Genomic DNA, 20621 nt, shown 5'->3' with positions numbered 1-20621 from the left:
CGATATGACTCCCGCCCAAGTCAAAGCGAAGATCTGGATGAGCGCCGCCAAGGGGGCCGTGCTGCCCATCGCGACGCTGATGGTCGTGCTGTTCATGATGGTGCCGGTGCCCGCGTTCATGCTGGACGTTGGTTTCATCACCAACATCATGATTTCGCTGGCGGTGCTGATGGTGGCGTTGAATGCCGCCAAGCCGCTGGATTTTTCGAGCTTTCCCACGGTGCTGCTGTTCGCGACCTTGCTGCGGCTGGCGCTGAACGTCGCATCGACGCGTGTCGTGCTGGTGCAGGGCCATGAGGGATCGGACGCGGCGGGGCATGTCATCGAGGCCTTCGGTCATTTCCTGATCGGCGGCGATTATGTCGTCGGCATCTTCGTCTTTGCGATCCTGATGATCATCAACCTCGTCGTCATCACCAAGGGCGCGGGCCGCGTGTCGGAAGTCAGCGCGCGCTTCACCCTGGACGCCTTGCCGGGCAAGCAGATGGCGATCGACGCGGATTTGAACGCCGGTCTGCTGACGCCTGAAGAAGCCAAGGTCCGCCGCCGCGAAGTGGCTACCGAAGCCGACTTCTACGGTTCGATGGACGGTGCGTCCAAGTTCGTGAAGGGTGACGCGGTTGCGGGCATCCTGATCCTCGCCATCAACATCGTCGGCGGCATCATCCTGGGCGTGGTCAGCCACGGCCTGTCGATGGGTGAGGCGGCGCAGACCTATATCGTCCTCGCCATCGGCGACGCGCTGGTGGCGCAGGTTCCCGCGCTGCTGCTCTCCATCGCCGCCGCCGCCATCGTGACGCGCGTCGGCAGTGAGCAGGAGCTTTCGGACCAGATCACCGGCCAGTTCGGATCGAGCAAGGCCTGGGCGCCGGTCGCCGCGATCCTGACTTTCCTCGGCATCCTGCCCGGTATGCCGCACATGATTATCCTGCCCGCCGCAGCACTTGCGGGCTATATCGCCTGGCACCTGCGCAAGACGGCGAAGGCCAAGGCCGCCGAGCCTGCGCCGATGCCGGAACCGGCTAACCCTGCGCTCATCGAATGGAACGACGTGTCGGACGGCGCGATCCTGGGCCTAGAGATCGGCTATGGCCTCATTTCGCTGGTCGATGAGCGCAAGGGCGCGCCGCTGATGGCCCGCATCACCGGCATCCGCCGCCAGTTGTCCAAGGAGCTGGGCTTCGTCGTGCCGATGGTCCGTGTGAAGGACAATCTGGCGCTGGAACCCAACCAGTATCGCATCACCATCGCTGGCGTGGTCGTGGGCGAGGACGAGATTTATCCCGACGATCTGCTGGCCCTCGACAGTGGCGCGCTGGAAGGCGTGGTGTCTGGCCGCGAGGCGAAGGACCCGACTTTCGGTCTGGACGCCGTGTGGATTTCCGCCGCCAAGCGCAGCGAAGCGGTGGTCTGCGGCTATACGGTCGTTGATCCGCCGACGGTCGTCGCGACGCACCTCAACCAGCTGATCGCCATGAACGCGAGCGAAATGTTCGGTCTGGACGAAGCGCGCAAGCTGCTCGACAATCTGAAGGACGCCGCGCCGCAACTGGTCGATGGCCTGACCCCCGGCACTCTCAGCCTGGTGCAGATTTCGGCGCTCTGCCGCGCTCTGCTGTCCGAAGGTATTGCGCTCAAGGACTTCCGCCGCATTTGCGAGGCGATGGTCGATGCCGCACGGCCCGACATGAGCCATGAGCAGCTCGTCGAAGCCGTCCGCCAGCGGATTGGAGCGCTGATCATTCAGGGTCTTGTCCCGGTGAAGATGCCGCTGCCGGTCATCACGCTGGACGGCGATCTGGAAGCACTGCTCGCCCAGGCGATGCGCGTCGCGGGCGATGCCAAGCATCCGATCGAACCCGCGCTGGCAAACCGCATTATCGAAGCGGTGGTGCAGGCTGCGCGGCCGATCATGGGTCAGGCGCGGAACTTTGCTATTGTGACGTCGCCGGTGGCGCGCCGCGCGCTTGCCCGCCTGTTCAAGCCGCATCTGCCCGAAACGCCGGTGCTGTCCTTCCTGGAAATTCCCGACGGCAAGGGTGTGGAGGTCGTCGCTGTCGTCGGCGGCGAACAGCGGCCTGCGCCGCGCCACGATCCGCTGCCAACACGCGAACGCGTGGCCTAAAGGAGCCTGACCCATGTTCATGAAAAAGGTCGTCGCCGGTTCCGATGCCAATACCTACGGCCGGTCGAACAATAGCCCCGAACAACTCGCCCGCCGCTATATGCCGCTGGTGCGCAAGATCGCTTGGCATGTGCATGGCCGGGTATCGAGCGCGGTCGAGGTCGAAGACCTGTTGCAGATCGGCATGGTCGCGCTGGTCGAGGCGGCAAACGGTTTTGAAGATCGCGGCTTTGGCTTTGCCTCCTATGCGCAGATGCGCGTCCGTGGGGCGATGATTGATCATCTGCGGCGAGGAGCGACGATCGCCCGGTCGGCCATGGCCAACCGCAAGCAGCTGGCTGCGGTGCGCAACCGGCTGGAACAGCAATTGCGCCGCGCGCCGCTCGAAGCCGAAATGGCGAGCGAGATGGGTATGGAGGCGGCCGCCTATCGCGAACTCGCCGACAGTTGTGAGATGGTGCAGCACACCAGCATGGATGAGGTCTATTCCGACCAGTCCATGTGGTTTGCGGACGTGGAAGATCGCGCCGATGACGTCATGGAGCGGGAGTCGCTCAAGGCTGCGCTCGCCGGGTGCATCGGCGAACTGCCGCAGCGTGAGGCGCTGGTGTTGCAGCTGTATTTTGTCGAGGAATTGAACCTGGAGGAAATCGGCCAGGCGCTGGACATTGGCGCGGCGCGGGTGTGCCAGATCAAGAAGGCTGCATTGGATAAGCTGCGCGAGAAATTACGCGAGTGGGACTGACCGAGGCGTCATCCTAGCGAAAGCTGGGATCTCGTGAGGCTATGTCGCTTGCTCTCGCCTGAGATGCCAGCTTTCGCTGGCATGACGGTGTTCATCACCTATCGTTCGCGACTGCCTGCTGAAGCGGAGCCGCCCCGCGAACCTGCTCGGGATAGTGCGGTGGACGATAGCTTTGTGCCCGCCACCATGGCTCGGCCACCTGGAATAGTCCGCTGCGTTCGGCCTTCTGCCCCAAATCCTTGCGGGCGGTGACAGCGGCAAGGACGGGGGCAAGCACCAGGCCCGCGACGACCGGCATGATCCATCCAACCGATGTGCCGCCCCTGATCGCCAGCACGGTCAGCAAGCCGCCTAGCATGATATGATATTTGAACAGCCAGATGGCGCTGGTGATTGACATGCCATCCCGGTCGCGGATTTGGCCGCTCCAGCTGCTTTTCCGGCCCATCAATATGCCGAACAGGTTGATCGTCTGGGTGAGCATGCTGACGGGCGCCATCAGGATCGAAAGCGCGATGTCGGCGATGACCCCGCGGCTCATGCGGGCCGCTCCGCCAAAGCCAATGCGCCGGGCGGGATCAGCCATCGCCCATCCCATCGCCAGCAACTTGGGACCGAACAATAGCACCGCCGTCAGCGCCAGAAGGCCGCCCGATGGCAGGATGGCGCTGGGCGGCCAGACGCCAGCCAGCGCGCCGCCCAGCACCACCAGCATCAGCGCGAGCCAGAGCGGTGACGTGCAATAGGCCGATGCGCCGACCAGCAACTGGAAGCGGCTGACCAGATGCAGTCCCCTGATCTTGGGGATGAGCGGCACATGCTGGATATTGCCCTGGCACCAGCGCCGGTCGCGGGTGGCTAGGTCGGGCAGGGAAGGCGGAAACTCCTCGAAACTGTCGTCCGCCATGACCATGTGAACGTCCCAGCCACGCCTCCGCAGCAGCGCGGCCTCGATCATGTCATGGCTCATGATATGGCCGCCGAAAGGCGCGCGTCCCGGTAGTTCGGGAAGGCCGCAGCTTTGCGCGAACGCCTTGGTCCGCAGGATAGCATTATGCCCCCAGAACATGCCTTCGGACCCTGCCCACCAGATCATGCCCGCAGCAGAGATGGGGCCAAACAGGCGGCTGGCGAACTGTTGCCAGCGTGCGAAGAAGGTGGTCGCGCCTACGAGCGTCGGCACTGTCTGGATGAGGCCGACATGAGGGTGCCGTTCCATGTCGAGCGCCAGACGCGCCATGGTCTGGCCGCTCATGACGCTGTCGGCATCCAGGACGATCATATAATCATAGCCGCCGCCGAAACGCTGCACCCATTCGGCGATGTTGCCCGGTTTACGCCCGATATTCAGCGCGCGTCGGCGATAATGGACAGGGCGCGAGAAGCCCTTGCGCATTTCCATATAGGCTTGGCGCTCAATCTCCCCATTGGCGGGGTTGGAATCGCTCAGGATGAAGAATTCGAAGCGTTCATGGCCCATGACCTGCGCCAGCGAGCGCTCCATGAACGACAGGCGGCCCATGACGCCCAGGAAATCCTCATTGCAGACGGGTAGAAGCACGGCCGTGCGGCCCCGGATCGGACTAGCGAACAGCGCGCGATGGGGGTGGGCGCCCGGACCTTTGCCCAAGGTAAGCGTGAGGAAGCCGATGAGGCTGGTCGCAAAGCCGAAGGCGATCCACGCGAACAGGGGAATGAAGAGCGCGAGATAGACGCCTTCCCATAGCGAAATGCCGTCCAGACCAATCGACCGCCGCATCTCATGAGCCGCAATGGAGGCGGGAAGCAAAGCCAGCAGCACGACCAGCATGCGCCGCGCCCATTGGTCGATATTCAGCGGCCGATGGGGGAAGTCGCGCGGATGCTCCCGGAAATCCTGTTCCGGCATGGCGAGGGGCATTTCGGCGGGCACATGCTCGAACCCGCGCGCAACGGCTTGCGCCGCTTCGCCGCTCGTCTGTCCGCCACTGATCGCCATCTTGTGTTTCCGTTCTGTCATCGTAACGGACGCAACGCGCCCGGTCTCCGCCGGTTTCTTCAAGTGCCTAGCGGATAATGCACATATTCGCTGAGCGCGGTATTGCCGGAGCGAAGTTGAACCCGGATATCGGCCGCTTTCCCGCCATCCCGCCGTAGATCGAGGGCGACGCGGAAAAGGCCGGGCTGATGCAGGACGGGATAGCCGCCTTTCCTGACCAATGCAGCGCCAGCCGTATCGACCCAAATGTCCGGTCGCACATCCTGCGCAACGCCGGAAAAGTCGAGGATCAGGCGGTCGACGCCCGCTTCATTAGCCTGTCCGGTCCAGATATTGGAGAGCACCGCGCCGTTCTTCGCCGGTCCACCCGCGGACGACCAGTCCAGCCGATAGCTGGCGTCGATCCTGCCGCTCGCGCGCACCGCCGCCGCCGGGGTCCAATAGGCGCAGACATTATCGACATATTCGCTGGTGGTGGGAAATTCATAGAGGCGCACCTGACCCGCACCCAATGGTTTGCGCGAAGCTGCCCAGAGCGAGGGACGGCGCTCGTAGAAAACGCCATCATCCTGATAATGGTCGAAATTCCGGTCCCGCTGCATCAGGCCGAAGCCCTGGGGATTGCGTTCGGTGAAGGCATCGACGCGTGGAGCAGTTGGGTTGATAAGCGGACGCGCATGGGTTGTCCCGTCGGCGCTGCCGATCGCCAGCAGGTCGGAATCATGGATTTCCGGGCGCCAATCGGTGCGCGACGCGCGGCTTGCCTGATCATACCAGAACATGCTGGTCATCGGCATCAACCCCAGTTCGGCAATCGCGCGGCGGGGAAACAGGGCGGTGTCCACATCCTGCCGCACGCCCTGTGGGGTCAGCTCGCTTACGAAGCGATAGGCTCCCGTGATGGATGCGCCGTCCAGCAGGGCATAGATGGTGAGGCTGCTGCGGCCGGTGCGCTCCAGCCAGAAATGGGTGAAGCGGGGGAATTCCTCCTTGCCCTGGATGCTGGTGTTGATCGCGATCGCACGGGCGGACAGGCCGAACTGCTTCGTGGCGCCGGGGGAACGGAAATAGCTGGCCCCGAGGAAGGACAGCCAGTCGCCATTGCGCGCCGCATTCATGACGCGGAACCCGGCATAACCAGCGTCCGGCCCCAGCTGTTGCACCGCATTGTCGGCGGGGGCGTCGAACATCGTCGGATCATAACGCAGCGGGACGGCGCGGCCATTTTCCACCAGCTCGATTTCCACTGGCTGTTCAGCCGAAGCGCTCAACGGGAAAAGTTGCACTCCGGTGTCGCCGGGTAGGTTGCCCCAGATGGTCCGGTCTTCGCGGAAGCGCGCCTTGTAGAGGGCATCATAGTCGACCTTGCGGGCGCCGGGATGATGAGGCGTTTCCCTATAAGGCTGCCGCGAGAGCCGCTGGGCGCGGGCGATCACCATTTCCCATGAAAAGCGCCCGCGACCCTGCTGGGCCAGGGCCGATCCGGGCAGGAGAAGGGTGGCGCCTGAGGCGGCGATCATTGCGCGCCGGTCAATCTTCATCATGGCCGTAATGATGGGCGCATGGCCGCACATTGCAAGCCTTGGCAGGCCAAAATGCGGTGAAGCCTCCGCCCGGGGGGACGGAGGCTTCGATATGCTGGCCGTTCGATCGAAGGTTGGTTGCCCGGCGCGGTGGGGACTGTTGATGTGCCGGGTTCCCGTGACTGACTGTAAGGTGACCAATACCCCAGCCGGTCAATTCAGTTCAGCTATTCCAGATTACTGGATCAGCTTCAGGACGTTCTGCTGGCTCTGGTTCGCCTGGGCGAGCATCGCGGTCGAAGCCTGGTTCAGGATCTGCGCCTTGGCGAGCGCGGTCGTTTCGGCCGAGAAGTCGGCGTCTTCGATGCGGCTCTTGGCGTCGGAGAGGTTGGTGATGTTGTTGGTCAGGCCATTGACCGTCGATTCCAGCTGGTTCTGGGCGGCACCGAGCGAAGCGCGGGTCGTCGCCACATCCTTCAGCATGGTGTCAACGTCGGTCAGGGCGGTTGCAGCGCCGGTCGTCGTGCTGACGTCCGAAGAAGCAAGGTTGGTCAGCGCTGCGAAGGCGATGTTCACGACGTCGCCGGAATTGGCGCCGGCCTGGATGTCCACGTCGCCGGCCTTGGCGGTGTAGGTTGCGCCGGCCGCGCTGTTGAAGATGCGGACGCCGTTGAATTCGGTCGTGGCGAGGACGCTCGTGATCTGCGTCTTCAGCGCGGTCGCTTCAGCGTTCAGGTTGGTGCGGTCGGTTGCCGAGTAGGTTTCCGACTTCGACTGGACGGCCAGTTCGCGGATACGCTGCAGCATGTTGGCGACTTCGCCGAGAGCGCCTTCCGCCGTCTGAGCCAGCGAGATGCCGTCATTGGCGTTGCGGATGCCCTGGGTCATGCCCTTGATCTGCGAGGTCATCTGCGAAGCGATCGCGAGGCCCGCTGCGTCGTCCTTGGCGCTGTTGATGCGCTTGCCGCTCGACAGACGCTCCATGGCGGTGCTCAGCGACTTGCCAGCGAGAGCCGAAGCGTTGGCGGCGCGCAGAGCAGAAGAGTTGGTTCCGATAACAGTCATGATATTCCCTTTCTATGTCCTATCAGGTCGCTGCCATCAGGCTGCTTGCGGCCTCGAAAGGGGATAACGGCGGCGCGGAAAAAGCTTTTAGGCCTGAGCGCGATTTTTTTGAGAAAAGTTCAAAAAGCCCGGAAATCAAGGCTTTCACGCGCGCGCGTCCAATAGAAGCCGACTTCGTGCGGCGGGAAAGCGGAAGAAAATTGCCGCCGACCGGCAGGGTTATTGCCGCATTAACCAGATGATAACCATGAGAAGGGCATTTGTCAGAGCATCGAAGGGGGGTTGGAATGTGCGGGGGCACAATCCGGCCAAAATGATTGGGGACTTTCATGGCATCGTTAGACGTCAGCCGAGGTGTCTGTGCGCTCGTTCCGGGCCTGCAACATTGGCTGGAAAATGCCTACTACATGGTACGCATCGTCGATGCGCAGAGCCCGCGTGAGCGGGAGGACCGCCGCGTCCTTCTGGCGACCGAGATCGGCCATGCCACCCATCGCGACATCCTGATCAACATGATCGACGGCGCGCCTTCGCTGGTGCCTGCCGCCAACGGCCTGCCCGCCCGCGTGGCTTTCGGCCTTGAAGACATGGCCTTTGCCTTTGCGCTGATCGCTGAGCTGGCCCGCCCCGCGAGCGTCCCGGCAGTAGGCGACGCCGCCAGCACCCGCCTGATGACGTTGGCTGGCCGGGTTGCCCGCAGCGACGCCACCGTCCTGATCCAGGGCGACACCGGCACGGGCAAGGAAGGCATGGCGCGCTTCCTTCATGCGCAGTCGGGCCGCATTTCCCACGACTTCATCGCAGTCAACTGCGCCGCGCTTCCTGAAACCATGATGGAAGCGATGCTGTTCGGTCATAAGAAGGGCAGTTTCACCGGCGCGGCAAACGCCTCGGATGGCCTGTTCCTCGCCGCTGACGGCGGGACGCTGTTCCTGGACGAAATCGCCGAACTGCCGCTGCCGCTTCAGGCCAAGCTGCTCCGCGCGTTGCAGGAAGGCGAAGTCCTTCCCGTCGGCGCGACCCATCCGGTGCCGGTCAATGTGCGCATCATCGCCGCCTGCAACCGCGACCTCGCCGCCGAAGTCGCCGCCGGACGCTTCCGTGAAGACCTTTACTGGCGGCTCAATGTCATGCCGCTGGAACTGCGCCCGCTGGCCGAGCGTGCTGGCGACGTGACCGCCATCGCCGCCGCCATGCTGCTGCGCCATCAGGATTTCGTCTGGCCGACCGCCGCCGCGCTGGAAAAGCTCGCCGCCCATGTCTGGCCGGGCAACGCCCGCGAACTCGGCAATGTGCTTCAGCGCGCTATCGTGCTGCGTGAAGGTGACCGGATCGAGGACGAAGACCTGCACATCGCCAGTGCGCCGCAGCTGCGTGTCGTGGGCGCGCCTGCCCCGGCCGAGCCGGTCCGCTTGCGCGACGTTGCTCACCAGTCGAAACTGGAGGCGGTCCGCGCCGCGCTTCGTGAAACGGACGGCCACCGCGCCGCCGCCGCCCGCAAACTCGGCATTTCAGAACGCACCCTGCGCTATCGGCTTGCCGAGATGCGCGAACTTGCAGCGGCTTGAGGGAGGTAGGGCATGACCGGCATTTCCCCGACTGACAGCGTGATGGCGATACGCAACGCCATCCTTCAGAAGAACGCCGCCCTGCGCGACGTCGCCCAGACCGGGACGGTCGGTGGCGGCGCGGGTGTGGGCGGGGCCGAGGGCACCAAGCCCGGCGGCTTCACCGAGGCGCTCAACTCTGCCTTGCAACAGGTCAACGGCTTGCAGAGCCAGGCGGGCGCGGCGGCTTCCGCGTTCGAGCGTGGCGAGACTACCGATATCGCTGCCGTCATGCTGGCCAAGCAGCAGGCGTCGGTCAGCTTCGAGGCGACACTTCAGGTCCGCAACAAACTCCTGTCCGCCTATAAGGACATTATGAGCATGCCGGTATAAACGATGAGCGAGAACGCACTCACCCTCGATGGCGGCGCTGCCGCTCTCCCCGCCACCAGCGGCGCCGGTTTCGGCGGTGCGAAGGGCGCCGATGCGCTCAAAGCGCGCTTCACCGGCCTCATCAAGCAGCCAGCGGTAGCGAAAAGCCTGCCGCTGCTCGGCCTGCTGGGCGTCGTTGCTACCGCTGGTGCTGCATGGCTCGCGCTTCGCGAACCGCCGCAGCGCGACCTGTTCCGTGGCCTGCCCGATGCTGACAAATCAGCGGTTGCGCAGGTTCTGGACCAGAGCGGCCTCGCCTATGACTTCGACAAGTCGGGCGCGATGACCGTGGCCGAAGACGATTATTTCAAGGCGAAGATGATGCTCGCCGCGCAGGGCCTGCCCAAGAGCGCGCCTGACGGCAACAGCATGATCGACAGCCTGCCGATGGGCGCCAGCCGCGCGGTCGAGGGCGAAAAGCTCCGCTCCGCCCGCGAAATGGACCTTGCCCGTACGATCGAGGCTATCGACAGTGTTGAGAGCGCCAAGGTCCACCTCGCCGTTGAACCGCCCAGCGTTTTCTTACGGGATCGGGCCAAGCCTTCGGCATCGATCATGCTCCGCCTCGCTTCGGGCCGGACATTGGCCGACGCGCAGGTGAGCGCGATCGTTCACCTCGTCGCATCATCGGTGCCGGAACTCAGCCCCGACCAGATTTCGCTGGTGGACCAGAATGGCCGCCTGCTCAGCAATAATGACGGCAATGCCGCCGACGATCGCCAACTCGCTGTCCAGGGGAAGATCGAGGACCGCTATCGCCAGTCTGTGATCGCGCTGCTGACCCCGATCCTGGGCGAAGGCAAATTCTCGACGGAAGTCCGGGCTGAACTGAATTTCGCCGAACGTCAGGCGACCCGCGAAAGCTTCCCGCAGGACGAAGCGCGCCTTCGCACCGAGCAGGGGACATGGGCATCCGATCCGCGTGGCCAGGGTGCTGGCGGTGAGGCCAGCGGCGTTCCCGGCGCGCTCAGCAATCAGGCGCCCGTCAACCCGACCGTCACGCAGACCAATCCCAATGGTCAGGCCGTCAGCCAGGGCACGCAGGCAAACCAGCCAGCCACCCCGGCCAGCGCGCCGATGAAGACCGAGGAAACCTTCAACCGCAGCTTCGAGCTGGGCCGTGAAGTGTCGGTCACCAAGGATGCCGTCGGCACCGTCAAGCGCCTGTCGGTCGCCGTCGCGCTCGACAATGGCGCGGACGGCAAGCCCCGCTCGGCGCAGGAAATCGCCGCGCTCGAAGCACTGGTGAAGGGCGCGGTCGGTTTCGACCAGGCGCGCGGCGACGTGGTTGCCTTGTCCTCACGCAGCTTCGTGAAGGCCGAAGAAGTGAAAGCCCCCTGGTATGAAGCCGACTGGATTTCGCCTCTGGTGCGTAACCTGTCGGCCCTTGCCGTCGCGCTGCTGGTCATCTTCGGCATCGGCCGCCCCCTTCTGAAGCGCCGCGCCGCCGCTCAGGAAACTGCCGCTGCCGACATGGCCGCCCAGGGCCAGAAGATCGGCCGCGAAATCTCAAGCGAAATCGGCCGCCATGCCGCTGCGACGCCGCAGGCAGGAAAGCCGATCACGCTCGACATGATCTCGTCCACCTATGACTATGCGCAGCGCGCCGACCTTATTCGCAACTTCGTGAAGCAGGACCCGGATCGTGCCGCCCTTGTCGTCCGCGACCTCCTGAAGGAAGGGAAGAAGGACAATGGCTGAGGCCGCAACCGCTCCTGCCGCGATCAAAGGCAGCGCCGCCGCCGCCGTCCTGCTGATGCTGTTCGATGAGGATGAAGCCGCGCAGATCCTGTCGCGCCTGGAACCCGACGAAGTCCGCCAGCTTGGCTATGCGATGTACGACGTCGCCGACGTCGCGGTCGAGGAAGTCAATGAAGCGCTCGACCATTTCGTCACCAAGGCGAAGAAGCGCACCACCATCGGCTATGGCGCGACCCGCCACATCCGCGGCGCGATGACCAAGGCGCTGGGTGAGGAGCGCGCCGAAACGATCCTGGCCCGCATCACGCCGCCGACCCGCTCCACCCAGCTCGAAATGCTGAAGTGGATGGACGCCAAGGAAGTGGCTTCCCTGATCGAAGCGGAGCATCCGCAGATCATGGCGATCGTGCTCGCTCATCTGGAAGCGCCGGTAGCCGCCGACGTCCTGCAACTGCTTCCGGCAGAATATCAGGAAGAGATCGTCTATCGCATTGCCACGCTCGGCCCCGTGTCGAACGAGGCGCTGGACGACCTGGAGCAGCTGTTGCTGCGCGGTTCCACGTCCAAGAAGCAGGGTGCGGCGTCGCAGCGCGGCGGTACGATCGAAGCCGCCGCGATCATGAACAATGTCCGCAAGGACAATGAACAGCGGATCATGAAGGCGGTCGCCAAGCGCGACAAGATGATCGCCCAGACCATCGAAGAAGAGATGTTTGTGTTCGATAACCTGATCGACATGGATGACAAGAATATGGGTACGCTGATGCGCACCATCGACAGCAGCGTGCTGGTCGTGGCGCTGAAGGGCGCGAACGAGATGCTGAAGGGCAAGATCTTCGGCGCCATGTCGGCGCGCGCGGCTCAGGCCATCGCCGACGAGATCGAGGAACGCGGACCCATTCGCCTTGCCGAGGTGATGGAGGCGCAAAAGCTGATCATCGCCACCGCGCGCCGCATGGCGGACGCAGGCACCATCATGCTGGGCGGCAAGGGGAACGACTTTGTTTAAGGTCTGGGACGCAGGCAGCTGTCAGGATTTCTCCAGCATTCCGCTGGGCGGCATGGGGCAGGTGAAGAGCGGAAGCTTTCGCAGCCTTTATGCCGACGGGGCGGCTTCGCCCGGCATGACGATGCACAGCGCCATGCCCGCGATGACCGACGAAGACCTGCTGGAGCAGGCGCGGATGGAAGCCTTCACCCTCGGTTTCGATGAAGGATGCCGGGTGGTCGGGGACGCCTCCGCCGCCGATGCCGAAGCGCGCGCTCGCCTCGCTGAAGCGTTGGAACTGCTGACCCCCGCTCCCAGTGGCATGCTGTCCACCATGTTGTCCGCTGCCGTCGTTCGCTTGGTCGAGCAGATCGTGGGCGAGGTGGAGATCGACATCGAACGGCTGGTCCAGCGTTGTGACACGGTCGCCGCCTTCATCGAGGATAATGAGGATAAGAGCGCGCTGCACCTGCATCCTGAGGATGTGGCGATGCTGGAAGGCGAAGCGATCGGCCTCAAGCTGGTCGGCGACCCCGCCATGCATCGCGGTTGCGTACGTCTCGAAACCGCTGACGGCTGGGTCGAGGATGGCCCGGATGTGCGCCTGTCGCGCCTGCGCGCGCTGATGGACGACATGGAAGGCCGTTCATGAAAGGGATTTGGGCATGATCAAGGCCTCGCTTGCCCAGGCCGAAAGCCTGTTCGACCACCTTCAGGTTCAAAACCGTGCACCCCGCCATGTTGGCCGACTGGTCAGTCACGACGCAGGCATGCTGGAGGTCACAGGCTTCCGCAAGCCGATCGGCGCAGGCGCGCGGGTGATCGCATCGGACGGCACGGTCTGCCGCGCCGAAGTCATTGGCTTTCGTGGCGACAAGACCTTGCTGGTGCCGCTCGATAATGATGTGCCGCTGGAAAATGGCGCGCGCGTCGAACCGGACAGCCAGGCGAATATGGTGCAGGTGGGCGAGGGGCTGATCGGCCGCGTCATCGACGCCATGGGCCAACCGCTCGACCGCAAGGGGCCGATCATCGCGGGCGGCAGCTGGCCGCTCAACGGCGTCAAGGGCAACGTCCTTGACCGTGGCCGGGTCACCGAACCGTTCGACCTTGGCGTGCGCGCGGTCAACGCGCTGCTCACCGCGGGGCGCGGGCAGCGCATCGCCATCATCGCAGGTTCCGGCGTTGGCAAGTCGGTCCTCATGGGCCAGATGATCGCCGGGGCCGAAGCCGACATCGTCGTCGTGGGCCTGATCGGCGAACGTGGCCGCGAAGTCAGCGACTTCCTTGAAACCAAGCTTAAAAATTCGATGCACAAGTCGATCGTCGTCGCGGTGCCCGCCGATCATCCCCCGGTGCTGCGCCTGCGCGCCGCCGCCCGCGCCACCGCCATCGCCGAATATTTCCGCGCACGCGGCAAGAAAGTCCTGCTGCTGATCGACAGCCTGACCCGCTGCGCCCATGCCCAGCGCGAGATTGGCCTGGCGCTGGGCGAACCGCCCGCGATGAAGGGCTATCCGCCCTCGGCCCTTGCGCTGATCCCCCGGTTGGTTGAACGCGCTGGCGTCGATGCCCGCACCGGCGGCTCCATCACCGCGCTTTACACCGTGCTGGCAGACGGCGACGATACGGATGATCCGATCGTGGACGCCGCCCGCGCGATCGTGGACGGCCATTTCGTCCTCTCGCGCCATCTGTCGGAACAGGCGATCTTTCCCGCCATCGACATCGGCAAGTCGCTCTCGCGCGTCATGGCCGATGTGGTGCCGGACGAGCATCGCATGGCCGCCGCTTCCTATCGTCGCCTTTGGGCAGCCTATGAGGAAAATCGCGACCTCATCCTGATGGGCGCCTATCGCCCCGGCAATGACCCGGTGATCGATGAAGCGGTTCAGCGCCGTCAGGAAATCCTCGACTTCATCCGGCAGGATCAGAAGAGCCGCATCGACCTCGACACCAGCGCCGGTGCGCTAATCGCTGAGTTTGGCGCGTGAAGGGTGCGCTCAAGACCCGCCAGCGCGTGCTGCGCGTCCGCCATGTGCAACATGCCATGGCCGTTGCTGAAACCGCCCGCGCTCAGGACGAGGCGGACGGCATCGAACGCAACGCCGACAGGCTGCGCAAGGTGCGGAGCGATCTTTTTTCCGACCCCGGCATGGCAATTGGCGCGAATTTTGCTGCGATGCAGGAACTTGCTGGTCGGCTGGAGCAGGCCGGCCGTCAGCTGGATGGTGCGCTCTACGATGCGCGCCGTAAGGTAGAAGTGAAGGAAGGTCTCAGCCAAGTGACCAATCGCGATCGCGAAATCGCCGAAAAGCTCAAGGATCGCGCCCACGCGAACCTGGAGGAATGGCGGGAGAACAAGCTGGCGGCCTTGCCGCGCTACCGCCGGATGCAGCGGACAGGAGATGTATGAGATGAACATGCTTTCCAGCCTGAAGGCACTGCTCTTTTCCTCGGCTTCGCAGGGTGTGGCTGCGTCGCAGCCTGCCGTGCCGGGCGAGACGGCGGACTTCGCCGCGCTGCTCAATGGCACCATGGCGCAAGAGGCTGTTGTGTCTCCAGCCCTGCCGGAGATTGACGGGCAGGGTGCCGCTGCCGCCGTGCCAGAGATTCCCGGCGTCGAGGGGCAGAATGCTGTCACCACCACCCCGGTTCTTCCTATGAATATCGGTCAGCCAGAGGCCACGCCTGCGCATGGTCATGTGCCGCACGGGCTTGCCATAGCGGTTGCCGCTGGCAAGGATTTGCCGTCATCATTGCCGCCCGGCCGAGCGCTGGGTCTCATCAAGCAGGCTACTGATGCGCCAGTGGATGAGCAGGCACCGGTTGAGCCTGCCGGACTCCCCGCGCAGGCTGAGGCAAGCTTGCCGAACGAAGCGCCTATTCAGCCTGAAACCGCATTGCCAGAACAACCGGAACAACCGAAACAAGTGGCCGAACCCCTTCACTTGCCCAAGCCGCGCCCGGACATCCGTAAGGACGACGCAGCGCCAGAAGTGATCAGTCCGGTGGTACAGGATGCTCCTCCGGCCCCCACAAAATCTTCGCGCAAGGAAAAGGCGAAGACTGAACTGCCGCAGCAGGATGCCGTGACTGTGGCGCCAGTGCCGCAACCCGTCGCGGCTGCTGCGGATGTTCCGCCGGTTGCTTCCGTGCCAGCGGCGCCAGAACAGGTGTCAGCAGACAACCCGCAAGCCACCGCCGCTATGTCAAGCATGACCGCGATGGCGGGGGCAATGCCACCAGCGCCGAAAGGCCGCTCGCCGCTGCCGCGCGAACCTGAAGGGATCGCTCCTGACAAGCGGGCTGCGCGCAGCGAGGGCAAGATTCCGTCAGCGATTCCCGATGCACCCGTTGCGACTGCCGAAAACGAAAGCCCAGCGCCCGAACTCACCGTGGCAGCAGCGCCTGTTCTCAATGGCAAGCCAATGAAGGCAGAAGCGATCGCCCTGCTGCAAATCGTGCGTGAACAGGTGGCCGCGCGCCAGACGGGCGCGCCGGTGCGGGTTGGCGAACAGGTCTCGGCCGCCGCTCATGCGAAAGCCGATGCGTCCGCTCGTCCTGTTGACACGACGTTCGACCCCTCCATCCTTCCGCCGCCCTCTGACACGGTTCCGGCTGTCCCTGCCGCCTCCGCGCCGCAGGGCACCACGCCGTCCTTGCCAATCGCTTCGTCCTCGCCGGACCTGTCTGCCAGCCTTGGCGCTCAGGTCATCGACATGGGCGTATCGGGCCAGTGGATCGACGGGCTGGCCCGCGACATCGCCGGGCTGTCCGCCAATGGCGCGCAGGGCCGTTTCCAGATCGATACGCACCATCTTGGCGCTGTGCAGGTGGACATCCGCCATAACATGGATGGCGCCGCCGTCAGCCTGACCGTCGCCAGCGAGGCGGCGGAAATGGCCTTGCGTCAGGATAGCGACCGGCTGAAGCTCGACGCGGGTCTTGCCGCCGTGCGCATCGCCGAGGTGAAGGTAGAACGCGCACCCGCTATCGCCGAAGCGCATCGCGCCGAAACGACTGGCCAGTCCTCGTCTCAGCAGCAGCAACAGTCGCAGCAGGGCTCTCAAACGTCCGCCTGGGCGCAGAATAGCGGCCAGAATATGGGTCAGCCCCAGAGTCAGCAAAATCGCTGGCAGGGGCGCGAAAATAACGGCTTTGGCCCTAAAGGCTCCGGCGATCCTGCCGTTCTTAACCATGCGGATGCGCAGCCTGCCGCCCATGACAGGGCGCGCGCGCGGTACGCATAGGATTTAAGGTTATTCGGGGGACCGGCAGATGAGCGACGAGGCGAAGGCGAAGAAGAAAAAGGGCGGGGGCAAGAAGATGATCCTCCTCGTCGCCGCCGCGCTCGTTCTGGGTGGTGCGGGGACGGCTGGCGGGCTATATGCCGCCGGTTTCTTCAGCGCCAAGGAAGAAGGGCCGAAGGAAGACCCGAACAAACCGGTCCTCGTTCTGGCGGGCGAGAGCGCCGAGGAAGTGGCCAAGGCCCATGGCATGGCTGGTGAAGGGCATGGCGAAGGCGGCGAAGGCGGAGGTGGCGGTGGCACGCATGCGCCCGCGCATCCGGGCAAGGGCATCGACCTGCCCACGCCTGCCAATCCGGCCGCCTATCAGGCCACCTATTTCCAGTTGCAGGCGCCTTTCACCTCCAACATGTCGGACACGGACGCCTTCGCCCAGATCTCCGTCGCGGTATCGACCTATTACGACCTGCGCGTGATCGAGGCGATCAAGACCCATGAGATGGCGATTCGCAGTCAGGTTTTGATGATGCTCGCGCAGCAGCCCGAAACGATGCTGGCGACGCCCGAAGGCAAACGCCAGCTCCAGGGACGCATAAAGGGCGTGATAAACGATATTTTGAAGCAAAAGACGGGTTATGGCGGCATAGATAACGTTTATTTTACCAATTTCGTTATTCAATAGGGGTGCCTGAAAGGTCGGGAAGTCCCCCGTCCACTAGGGCAGGGGACTATCATGACCGACGTTCAGACCTACGCCCTCGGGCGCGGGGAATCGCAGACACCACAGCTGCTGTCCGGACTAGACCGGCTGGGCGAAAAGCTCGGCCGGCGTTTGCGTGCCTTGATTGAGCCTATCTCCGGCGTGCGCCCGCACATCGCGATGCTTGACGCGCGGGTGCTCGATTTCGGCGAATGGTCAGCCGAAGTGCCCGCCTTTTCCAGCATCGGCGTTTATCGCATCACCCCGCTGAAAGGGCAGATGCTGCTGCGCATGGACGCAGCCATGATCTCGACCCTGGTGGATTGCTTCTATGGCGGCCCCGGCAATCGCCCGCTGCCCGCACGCGGCGAGTTCACACCGACCGAAGACCGCCTGATCAGCCGTATTTCCGAAGGTGTGATTGGATGCCTCGTCGAAAGCTGGACCGATATTCTGCCGTTGGAAATTGGCCTCATCATCCGTGAAGCGGGCATCGGCTTCGCGTCGGCCGCGCAGCCGGGCGAACAGATGGTGCTGCAACGCTTCATGCTCAGCATCGCGCGAGATCAGGAATGGCCGATCGACCTGCTGTTCCCGCTGTCGTCGCTGCGCGCGGTGGAGCCGCTCATGGGCGCCAAGGCCACGGTCGATGAAGAACGCATCGATCCTGTGTGGCAGGCGCGCATCGCCAACCGCATGCGCGACATCCGCCTGCCCGCCCGCACCGTGCTGGCACGCCCCAATCTCTCGCTCGCCGACCTCATGCAGTTGAAGACCGGCGACATCATTCCAGTAAACATCAGCCGCAGCCTGCCACTGATCGTGGGCGACCGCATCGTCGCTCACGGATCAATCGGCGAGCAGGACGGCCGCGCCGCATTCCAGATCGAAAAGATAGCACAGGGACCAGAACAATGAGTGACATGAGCGAAGCGCCGCGGATTGACGGCTTTGCCGAAGAAGGGCTGAGCCGGATGGCGAGCAACCGCCAGTTCCGCCTGCTGGCCGACATTCCGGTCCGCATGTCGGTGGAGGTCGGCTCCACTTCGCTGCGTCTGGCGGAGGTCATGGACCTGGCCGAAGGCAGCATCGTGGAACTCGACCGTCAGGCCGATGATCTGCTCGACATCATGGTGAACGGCGCCCTGATCGCGAAGGGCGAGGTCGTCACGGTGAATGGCCGCTATGGCATCCGCATCGTCGATATCGCCGCCGCCGAAAGCCGCCTTGCCGGGGTCGAACGGCGCGGCTGATCGCGCTCAATGCCTTTTTCTCTTGCTGCGCGCCGATCTTTCTGATTCGGAAAGGCGATTAACCATGAAAGCGGATCGCGCCCCATGTTCTGGTACTTCGTCAAACTGCTGATCCTCCTGCCGCTGGTCGGCGGCATGGCTTTCGGGGCGCTGTGGCTCTGGCGCAAATATCAGCCCGGCCTGATGGTGGGGCAGGATGGCCGGTCCCTGAAGATGCTGGAGGCGCTGCCGCTCGGCACCTTCGGCAAGCTCGCCGTTGTCGAGTTCGAGGGCAAGAAGATCCTGCTGTCCGTCACACGCGGCCGCATCGAGAAGATCGCGGAAGGCGATCCCTATCGTGCGGGGCGCTGAGCTTCTCCCCTCCGTTCGCCCTGAGCCTGTCGAAGGGCATCCCTTCTCTTCAAGAAGTAAAGGGCTTCGACAAGCTCAGCCCGAACGGGTGTCAGGGCGTCTAGTGATCGCCCTTCTGGTCGCAGGGCTGCTGTCTTGGTTGTTCTTAACGACCCCCGCGCTGGCCCAAGCCGCCGCTCCGGCCGCGCCCGTCGATAATGGCGGCGCGCTGACCAAGGCGATGGGCGCGATTTCGGGCGACGGCCGCTCGCTGTCCCTGTCGCTGCAAATCCTCGTCCTGATGAGCCTGCTGTCGGTGCTGCCGTCACTTGTGCTCATGATGACCAGCTTCACCCGTATCATCATCGTCCTGTCGCTGCTGCGCCAGGCGCTTGGCCTTCAGCAGACCCCGCCCAATCAGGTGCTGGTGGGGCTGTCGCTGTTCCTATCGCTGTTCGTGATGCGCCCGGCGATCGACCAGATCAACGCGCAGGCCTTCGACCCCTATGGCAAGGGCCAGATCAGCATCGAGGAAGCCGTAGGTCGCTCGGGCAAGGTGCTGCACGGCTTCATGACGAAGCAGACGCGCGAGACCGACCTCAAGCTGTTCGCCAATCTCGCCGAGGCACCCGCTTTCCGATCGCCTGCCGATATTCCCTTCTCGATCCTGCTGCCCGCGTTCGTCACGAGCGAATTGAAGACCGCGTTCCAGATCGGCTTCATGATCTTCCTGCCGTTCCTCATCATCGACCTTGTCGTCGCCTCCACGCTGATGGCGCTCGGCATGATGATGTTGTCGCCGACGATCATCTCCATGCCGTTCAAGCTGTTGCTGTTCGTGCTGGTGGATGGATGGGCGCTGACCATGGGATCGCTGGCCGGGTCATTCGCGACGTGAGGCGGCTTTTGCACTTACGGGGGAGGGGGTAGGCATGGACAATGCCGACTTCTTCATGGGCCTTGCCCAACAGGCGCTCTGGATCACGGCGCTCGCCGCCGCACCCATCCTGATCCCCGCACTGATCGCGGGCGTGCTCATCGGCATGGTACAAGCCGCCACCTCGATCAACGAACAGACGCTCAGTTTCATCCCCAAGATCATCGTCGTCGGCGCGATGCTGGTGCTGTTCGGCGGGTCGATCCTCGTCCTGATCGCCGATTTCACCCGCGAGATATTCGAACGCATCCCGGACCTGCTGCAATGATCGCACCGGGCTTCGCGAATGTGGAGACGCAGCTGTGGATCTGGCTCATCGCCATGATCCGACCGGGTGCGGCTTTCATCGCGGCGCCCGTGTTCGGCGCGCCTTCCGTGCCGCTGCCGCTGCGCTTCATCCTGTCGCTTGCCCTTGGCATGGCCGCGCTCAACAGCGTCACCATCCAGCTGCCGCAGGACGGCGTAGCCAGCTTCGCAGGCGTGATGCTCGTCATGGGCGAAGTGCTGGCGGGCCTCGCCATGGGCTTTGCGGTCCAGATCGGCTATGCCGCCGCCTTCGTCGCGGGGGAGACGATCGGCAACGCCATGGGCCTCAACTTCGCGGCCATGGTCGATCCCTCCTCGGGCCAGCATACGCAGGCGATCGGTACGTTCCTCTCGATCCTCGCCACCTTCCTGCTACTCGGCATGGACGGTCATCTGATGCTCGCCAGCTTCGTGGTGCAAAGTTACAAGGCGCTGCCGCCGGGCGACGCGATGCTCAGCAATGACGCGGTCTGGCATCTGGTCCAGTTCGGCGGCTCGCTGCTCGGCGCGGGCGTCACCGTCGCGCTGCCGGTCGGCTTCGCGCTGATCCTGGTGCAGATCATCATGGGCATGCTCGCCCGCAGCGCGCCCTCGCTCAACCTCTTTGCCGTGGGCATGCCGGTCGCCGTCATGACGGGCCTCATTCTGCTGGCGATCGCCGCGCCGGTGATGGGCGAGGGGCTGACTGCTGCTCTGAAGGCCGGGCTGGATCAGGCCCAGTCGATATCGGAGGGCCGCTGA

The 20621-nt window shown here is 64.1% G+C and carries 21 protein-coding genes; 18 read left to right on the top strand and 3 right to left on the bottom strand.

What is annotated here, in order from left to right; all coding sequences use genetic code 11:
- Positions 1-4: 4 nt before the first annotated feature.
- Both flhA and ACZ51H_RS08110 read left to right on the top strand, forming a co-directional pair.
- The gene (gene flhA / locus ACZ51H_RS08115) at positions 5-2125 is read left to right on the top strand and encodes a flagellar biosynthesis protein FlhA (protein ID WP_464801495.1); all 2121 of its coding nucleotides are present in this window, start codon (positions 5-7) and stop codon (positions 2123-2125) included.
- A gap of 13 nt (positions 2126-2138) precedes the next feature.
- Positions 2139-2870 (top strand): sigma-70 family RNA polymerase sigma factor, encoded by a 732-nt coding sequence (locus ACZ51H_RS08110; protein WP_449473846.1) that lies wholly within the window; start codon positions 2139-2141, stop codon positions 2868-2870.
- A 94-nt stretch (positions 2871-2964) separates the two neighbouring features.
- Here ACZ51H_RS08110 and mdoH read toward each other — a convergent pair whose 3' ends face one another.
- From mdoH to ACZ51H_RS08095, 3 genes are all read right to left on the bottom strand, one after another.
- Positions 2965-4848 carry a glucans biosynthesis glucosyltransferase MdoH gene (mdoH, locus tag ACZ51H_RS08105; protein ID WP_464801494.1) on the bottom strand — a complete coding sequence of 628 codons (1884 nt, stop codon included), beginning with the start codon at positions 4846-4848 and terminating at the stop codon, positions 2965-2967.
- Between the two features lie 59 nt (positions 4849-4907).
- Complete coding sequence (locus ACZ51H_RS08100) at positions 4908-6392, bottom strand: OpgD/OpgG family glucan biosynthesis protein (RefSeq protein WP_464801493.1); 1485 nt, start codon at positions 6390-6392, stop codon at positions 4908-4910.
- A gap of 216 nt (positions 6393-6608) precedes the next feature.
- Positions 6609-7436 carry a flagellin N-terminal helical domain-containing protein gene (locus tag ACZ51H_RS08095; protein ID WP_464801492.1) on the bottom strand — a complete coding sequence of 276 codons (828 nt, stop codon included), beginning with the start codon at positions 7434-7436 and terminating at the stop codon, positions 6609-6611.
- 14 nt (positions 7437-7450) lie between these two features.
- Here ACZ51H_RS08095 and ACZ51H_RS08090 point away from each other — a divergent pair, with 14 nt between their 5' ends.
- The 16 genes from ACZ51H_RS08090 to fliR all read left to right on the top strand — a co-directional run bounded on the left by ACZ51H_RS08090 (position 7451) and on the right by fliR (position 20621).
- Entirely contained in the window at positions 7451-7678 is a 228-nt protein-coding gene (locus ACZ51H_RS08090; protein WP_464801491.1) for a hypothetical protein, read from the top strand.
- A gap of 87 nt (positions 7679-7765) precedes the next feature.
- Complete coding sequence (locus ACZ51H_RS08085) at positions 7766-9004, top strand: sigma-54 interaction domain-containing protein (RefSeq protein ID WP_464801490.1); 1239 nt, start codon at positions 7766-7768, stop codon at positions 9002-9004.
- A gap of 12 nt (positions 9005-9016) precedes the next feature.
- Positions 9017-9376, top strand: coding sequence for a flagellar hook-basal body complex protein FliE (gene fliE / locus ACZ51H_RS08080; RefSeq protein WP_449473838.1), 360 nt, complete (start codon positions 9017-9019; stop codon positions 9374-9376).
- A gap of 3 nt (positions 9377-9379) precedes the next feature.
- Positions 9380-11116, top strand: coding sequence for a flagellar basal-body MS-ring/collar protein FliF (fliF, locus tag ACZ51H_RS08075; RefSeq protein WP_460986478.1), 1737 nt, complete (start codon positions 9380-9382; stop codon positions 11114-11116).
- Positions 11109-12125 carry a flagellar motor switch protein FliG gene (fliG, locus tag ACZ51H_RS08070; protein WP_449473834.1) on the top strand — a complete coding sequence of 339 codons (1017 nt, stop codon included), beginning with the start codon at positions 11109-11111 and terminating at the stop codon, positions 12123-12125. Before fliF ends, fliG begins: the two co-directional genes overlap by 8 nt.
- Complete coding sequence (locus ACZ51H_RS08065; protein ID WP_460986477.1) at positions 12118-12756, top strand: FliH/SctL family protein; 639 nt, start codon at positions 12118-12120, stop codon at positions 12754-12756. Before fliG ends, ACZ51H_RS08065 begins: the two co-directional genes overlap by 8 nt.
- 13 nt (positions 12757-12769) lie before the next feature.
- Positions 12770-14098 carry a FliI/YscN family ATPase gene (locus ACZ51H_RS08060; RefSeq protein WP_460986476.1) on the top strand — a complete coding sequence of 443 codons (1329 nt, stop codon included), beginning with the start codon at positions 12770-12772 and terminating at the stop codon, positions 14096-14098.
- Positions 14099-14154: 56 nt separating this feature from the next.
- Positions 14155-14520 (top strand): hypothetical protein, encoded by a 366-nt coding sequence (locus ACZ51H_RS08055; RefSeq protein ID WP_449474666.1) that lies wholly within the window; start codon positions 14155-14157, stop codon positions 14518-14520.
- Position 14521: 1 nt separating this feature from the next.
- Positions 14522-16357 (top strand): flagellar hook-length control protein FliK, encoded by a 1836-nt coding sequence (locus ACZ51H_RS08050; protein ID WP_464801489.1) that lies wholly within the window; start codon positions 14522-14524, stop codon positions 16355-16357.
- A gap of 28 nt (positions 16358-16385) precedes the next feature.
- Positions 16386-17036: a flagellar basal body-associated FliL family protein gene (locus tag ACZ51H_RS08045; protein ID WP_464771139.1), complete on the top strand. Its 651-nt coding sequence runs from the start codon at positions 16386-16388 to the stop codon at positions 17034-17036.
- Positions 17037-17087: 51 nt separating this feature from the next.
- Positions 17088-17972: a flagellar motor switch protein FliM gene (locus ACZ51H_RS08040; protein ID WP_464801488.1), complete on the top strand. Its 885-nt coding sequence runs from the start codon at positions 17088-17090 to the stop codon at positions 17970-17972.
- On the top strand, positions 17969-18307 hold the full coding sequence (gene fliN, locus ACZ51H_RS08035) for a flagellar motor switch protein FliN (RefSeq protein ID WP_460986472.1): 339 nt from the start codon (positions 17969-17971) through the stop codon (positions 18305-18307). The genes ACZ51H_RS08040 and fliN overlap by 4 nt, the downstream gene beginning before the upstream one ends.
- Before the next feature lie 84 nt (positions 18308-18391).
- Positions 18392-18658, top strand: coding sequence for a FliO/MopB family protein (locus tag ACZ51H_RS08030; protein ID WP_449473823.1), 267 nt, complete (start codon positions 18392-18394; stop codon positions 18656-18658).
- Between the two features lie 103 nt (positions 18659-18761).
- Positions 18762-19535: a flagellar type III secretion system pore protein FliP gene (fliP, locus tag ACZ51H_RS08025; protein ID WP_464801487.1), complete on the top strand. Its 774-nt coding sequence runs from the start codon at positions 18762-18764 to the stop codon at positions 19533-19535.
- 34 nt (positions 19536-19569) lie between these two features.
- The gene (gene fliQ, locus ACZ51H_RS08020; RefSeq protein WP_066527003.1) at positions 19570-19842 is read left to right on the top strand and encodes a flagellar biosynthesis protein FliQ; all 273 of its coding nucleotides are present in this window, start codon (positions 19570-19572) and stop codon (positions 19840-19842) included.
- Positions 19839-20621, top strand: coding sequence for a flagellar biosynthetic protein FliR (gene fliR / locus ACZ51H_RS08015; protein ID WP_464801486.1), 783 nt, complete (start codon positions 19839-19841; stop codon positions 20619-20621). Before fliQ ends, fliR begins: the two co-directional genes overlap by 4 nt.

It is taken from the genome of Sphingobium sp. TomMM15 (genome assembly GCF_055397045.1).
Note: the sequence above shows the minus strand (reverse complement) of the source record. Positions and strands in the feature narration are given on the sequence as shown.

Bases quoted from the DNA above. Each gene is read 5' to 3' on its own strand.
- fliQ (WP_066527003.1), top strand. From the start codon at position 19,570: ATGGACAATGCCGACTTCTTCATGGGCCTTGCCCAACAGGCGCTCTGG.
- ACZ51H_RS08110 (WP_449473846.1), top strand. From the start codon at position 2,139: ATGTTCATGAAAAAGGTCGTCGCCGGTTCCGATGCCAATACCTACGGC.
- fliN (WP_460986472.1), top strand. From the start codon at position 17,969: ATGAGTGACATGAGCGAAGCGCCGCGGATTGACGGCTTTGCCGAAGAA.
- ACZ51H_RS08045 (WP_464771139.1), top strand. From the start codon at position 16,386: ATGAGCGACGAGGCGAAGGCGAAGAAGAAAAAGGGCGGGGGCAAGAAG.
- ACZ51H_RS08030 (WP_449473823.1), top strand. From the start codon at position 18,392: ATGTTCTGGTACTTCGTCAAACTGCTGATCCTCCTGCCGCTGGTCGGC.
- ACZ51H_RS08060 (WP_460986476.1), top strand. From the start codon at position 12,770: ATGATCAAGGCCTCGCTTGCCCAGGCCGAAAGCCTGTTCGACCACCTT.
- ACZ51H_RS08090 (WP_464801491.1), top strand. From the start codon at position 7,451: ATGTCCTATCAGGTCGCTGCCATCAGGCTGCTTGCGGCCTCGAAAGGG.
- flhA (WP_464801495.1), top strand. From the start codon at position 5: ATGACTCCCGCCCAAGTCAAAGCGAAGATCTGGATGAGCGCCGCCAAG.
- ACZ51H_RS08050 (WP_464801489.1), top strand. From the start codon at position 14,522: ATGAACATGCTTTCCAGCCTGAAGGCACTGCTCTTTTCCTCGGCTTCG.
- fliE (WP_449473838.1), top strand. From the start codon at position 9,017: ATGACCGGCATTTCCCCGACTGACAGCGTGATGGCGATACGCAACGCC.
- fliF (WP_460986478.1), top strand. From the start codon at position 9,380: ATGAGCGAGAACGCACTCACCCTCGATGGCGGCGCTGCCGCTCTCCCC.
- ACZ51H_RS08085 (WP_464801490.1), top strand. From the start codon at position 7,766: ATGGCATCGTTAGACGTCAGCCGAGGTGTCTGTGCGCTCGTTCCGGGC.
- ACZ51H_RS08100 (WP_464801493.1), bottom strand. From the start codon at position 6,392: ATGATGAAGATTGACCGGCGCGCAATGATCGCCGCCTCAGGCGCCACC.
- fliG (WP_449473834.1), top strand. From the start codon at position 11,109: ATGGCTGAGGCCGCAACCGCTCCTGCCGCGATCAAAGGCAGCGCCGCC.
- ACZ51H_RS08095 (WP_464801492.1), bottom strand. From the start codon at position 7,436: ATGACTGTTATCGGAACCAACTCTTCTGCTCTGCGCGCCGCCAACGCT.
- mdoH (WP_464801494.1), bottom strand. From the start codon at position 4,848: ATGGCGATCAGTGGCGGACAGACGAGCGGCGAAGCGGCGCAAGCCGTT.
- fliR (WP_464801486.1), top strand. From the start codon at position 19,839: ATGATCGCACCGGGCTTCGCGAATGTGGAGACGCAGCTGTGGATCTGG.
- ACZ51H_RS08040 (WP_464801488.1), top strand. From the start codon at position 17,088: ATGACCGACGTTCAGACCTACGCCCTCGGGCGCGGGGAATCGCAGACA.
- ACZ51H_RS08055 (WP_449474666.1), top strand. From the start codon at position 14,155: ATGGCCGTTGCTGAAACCGCCCGCGCTCAGGACGAGGCGGACGGCATC.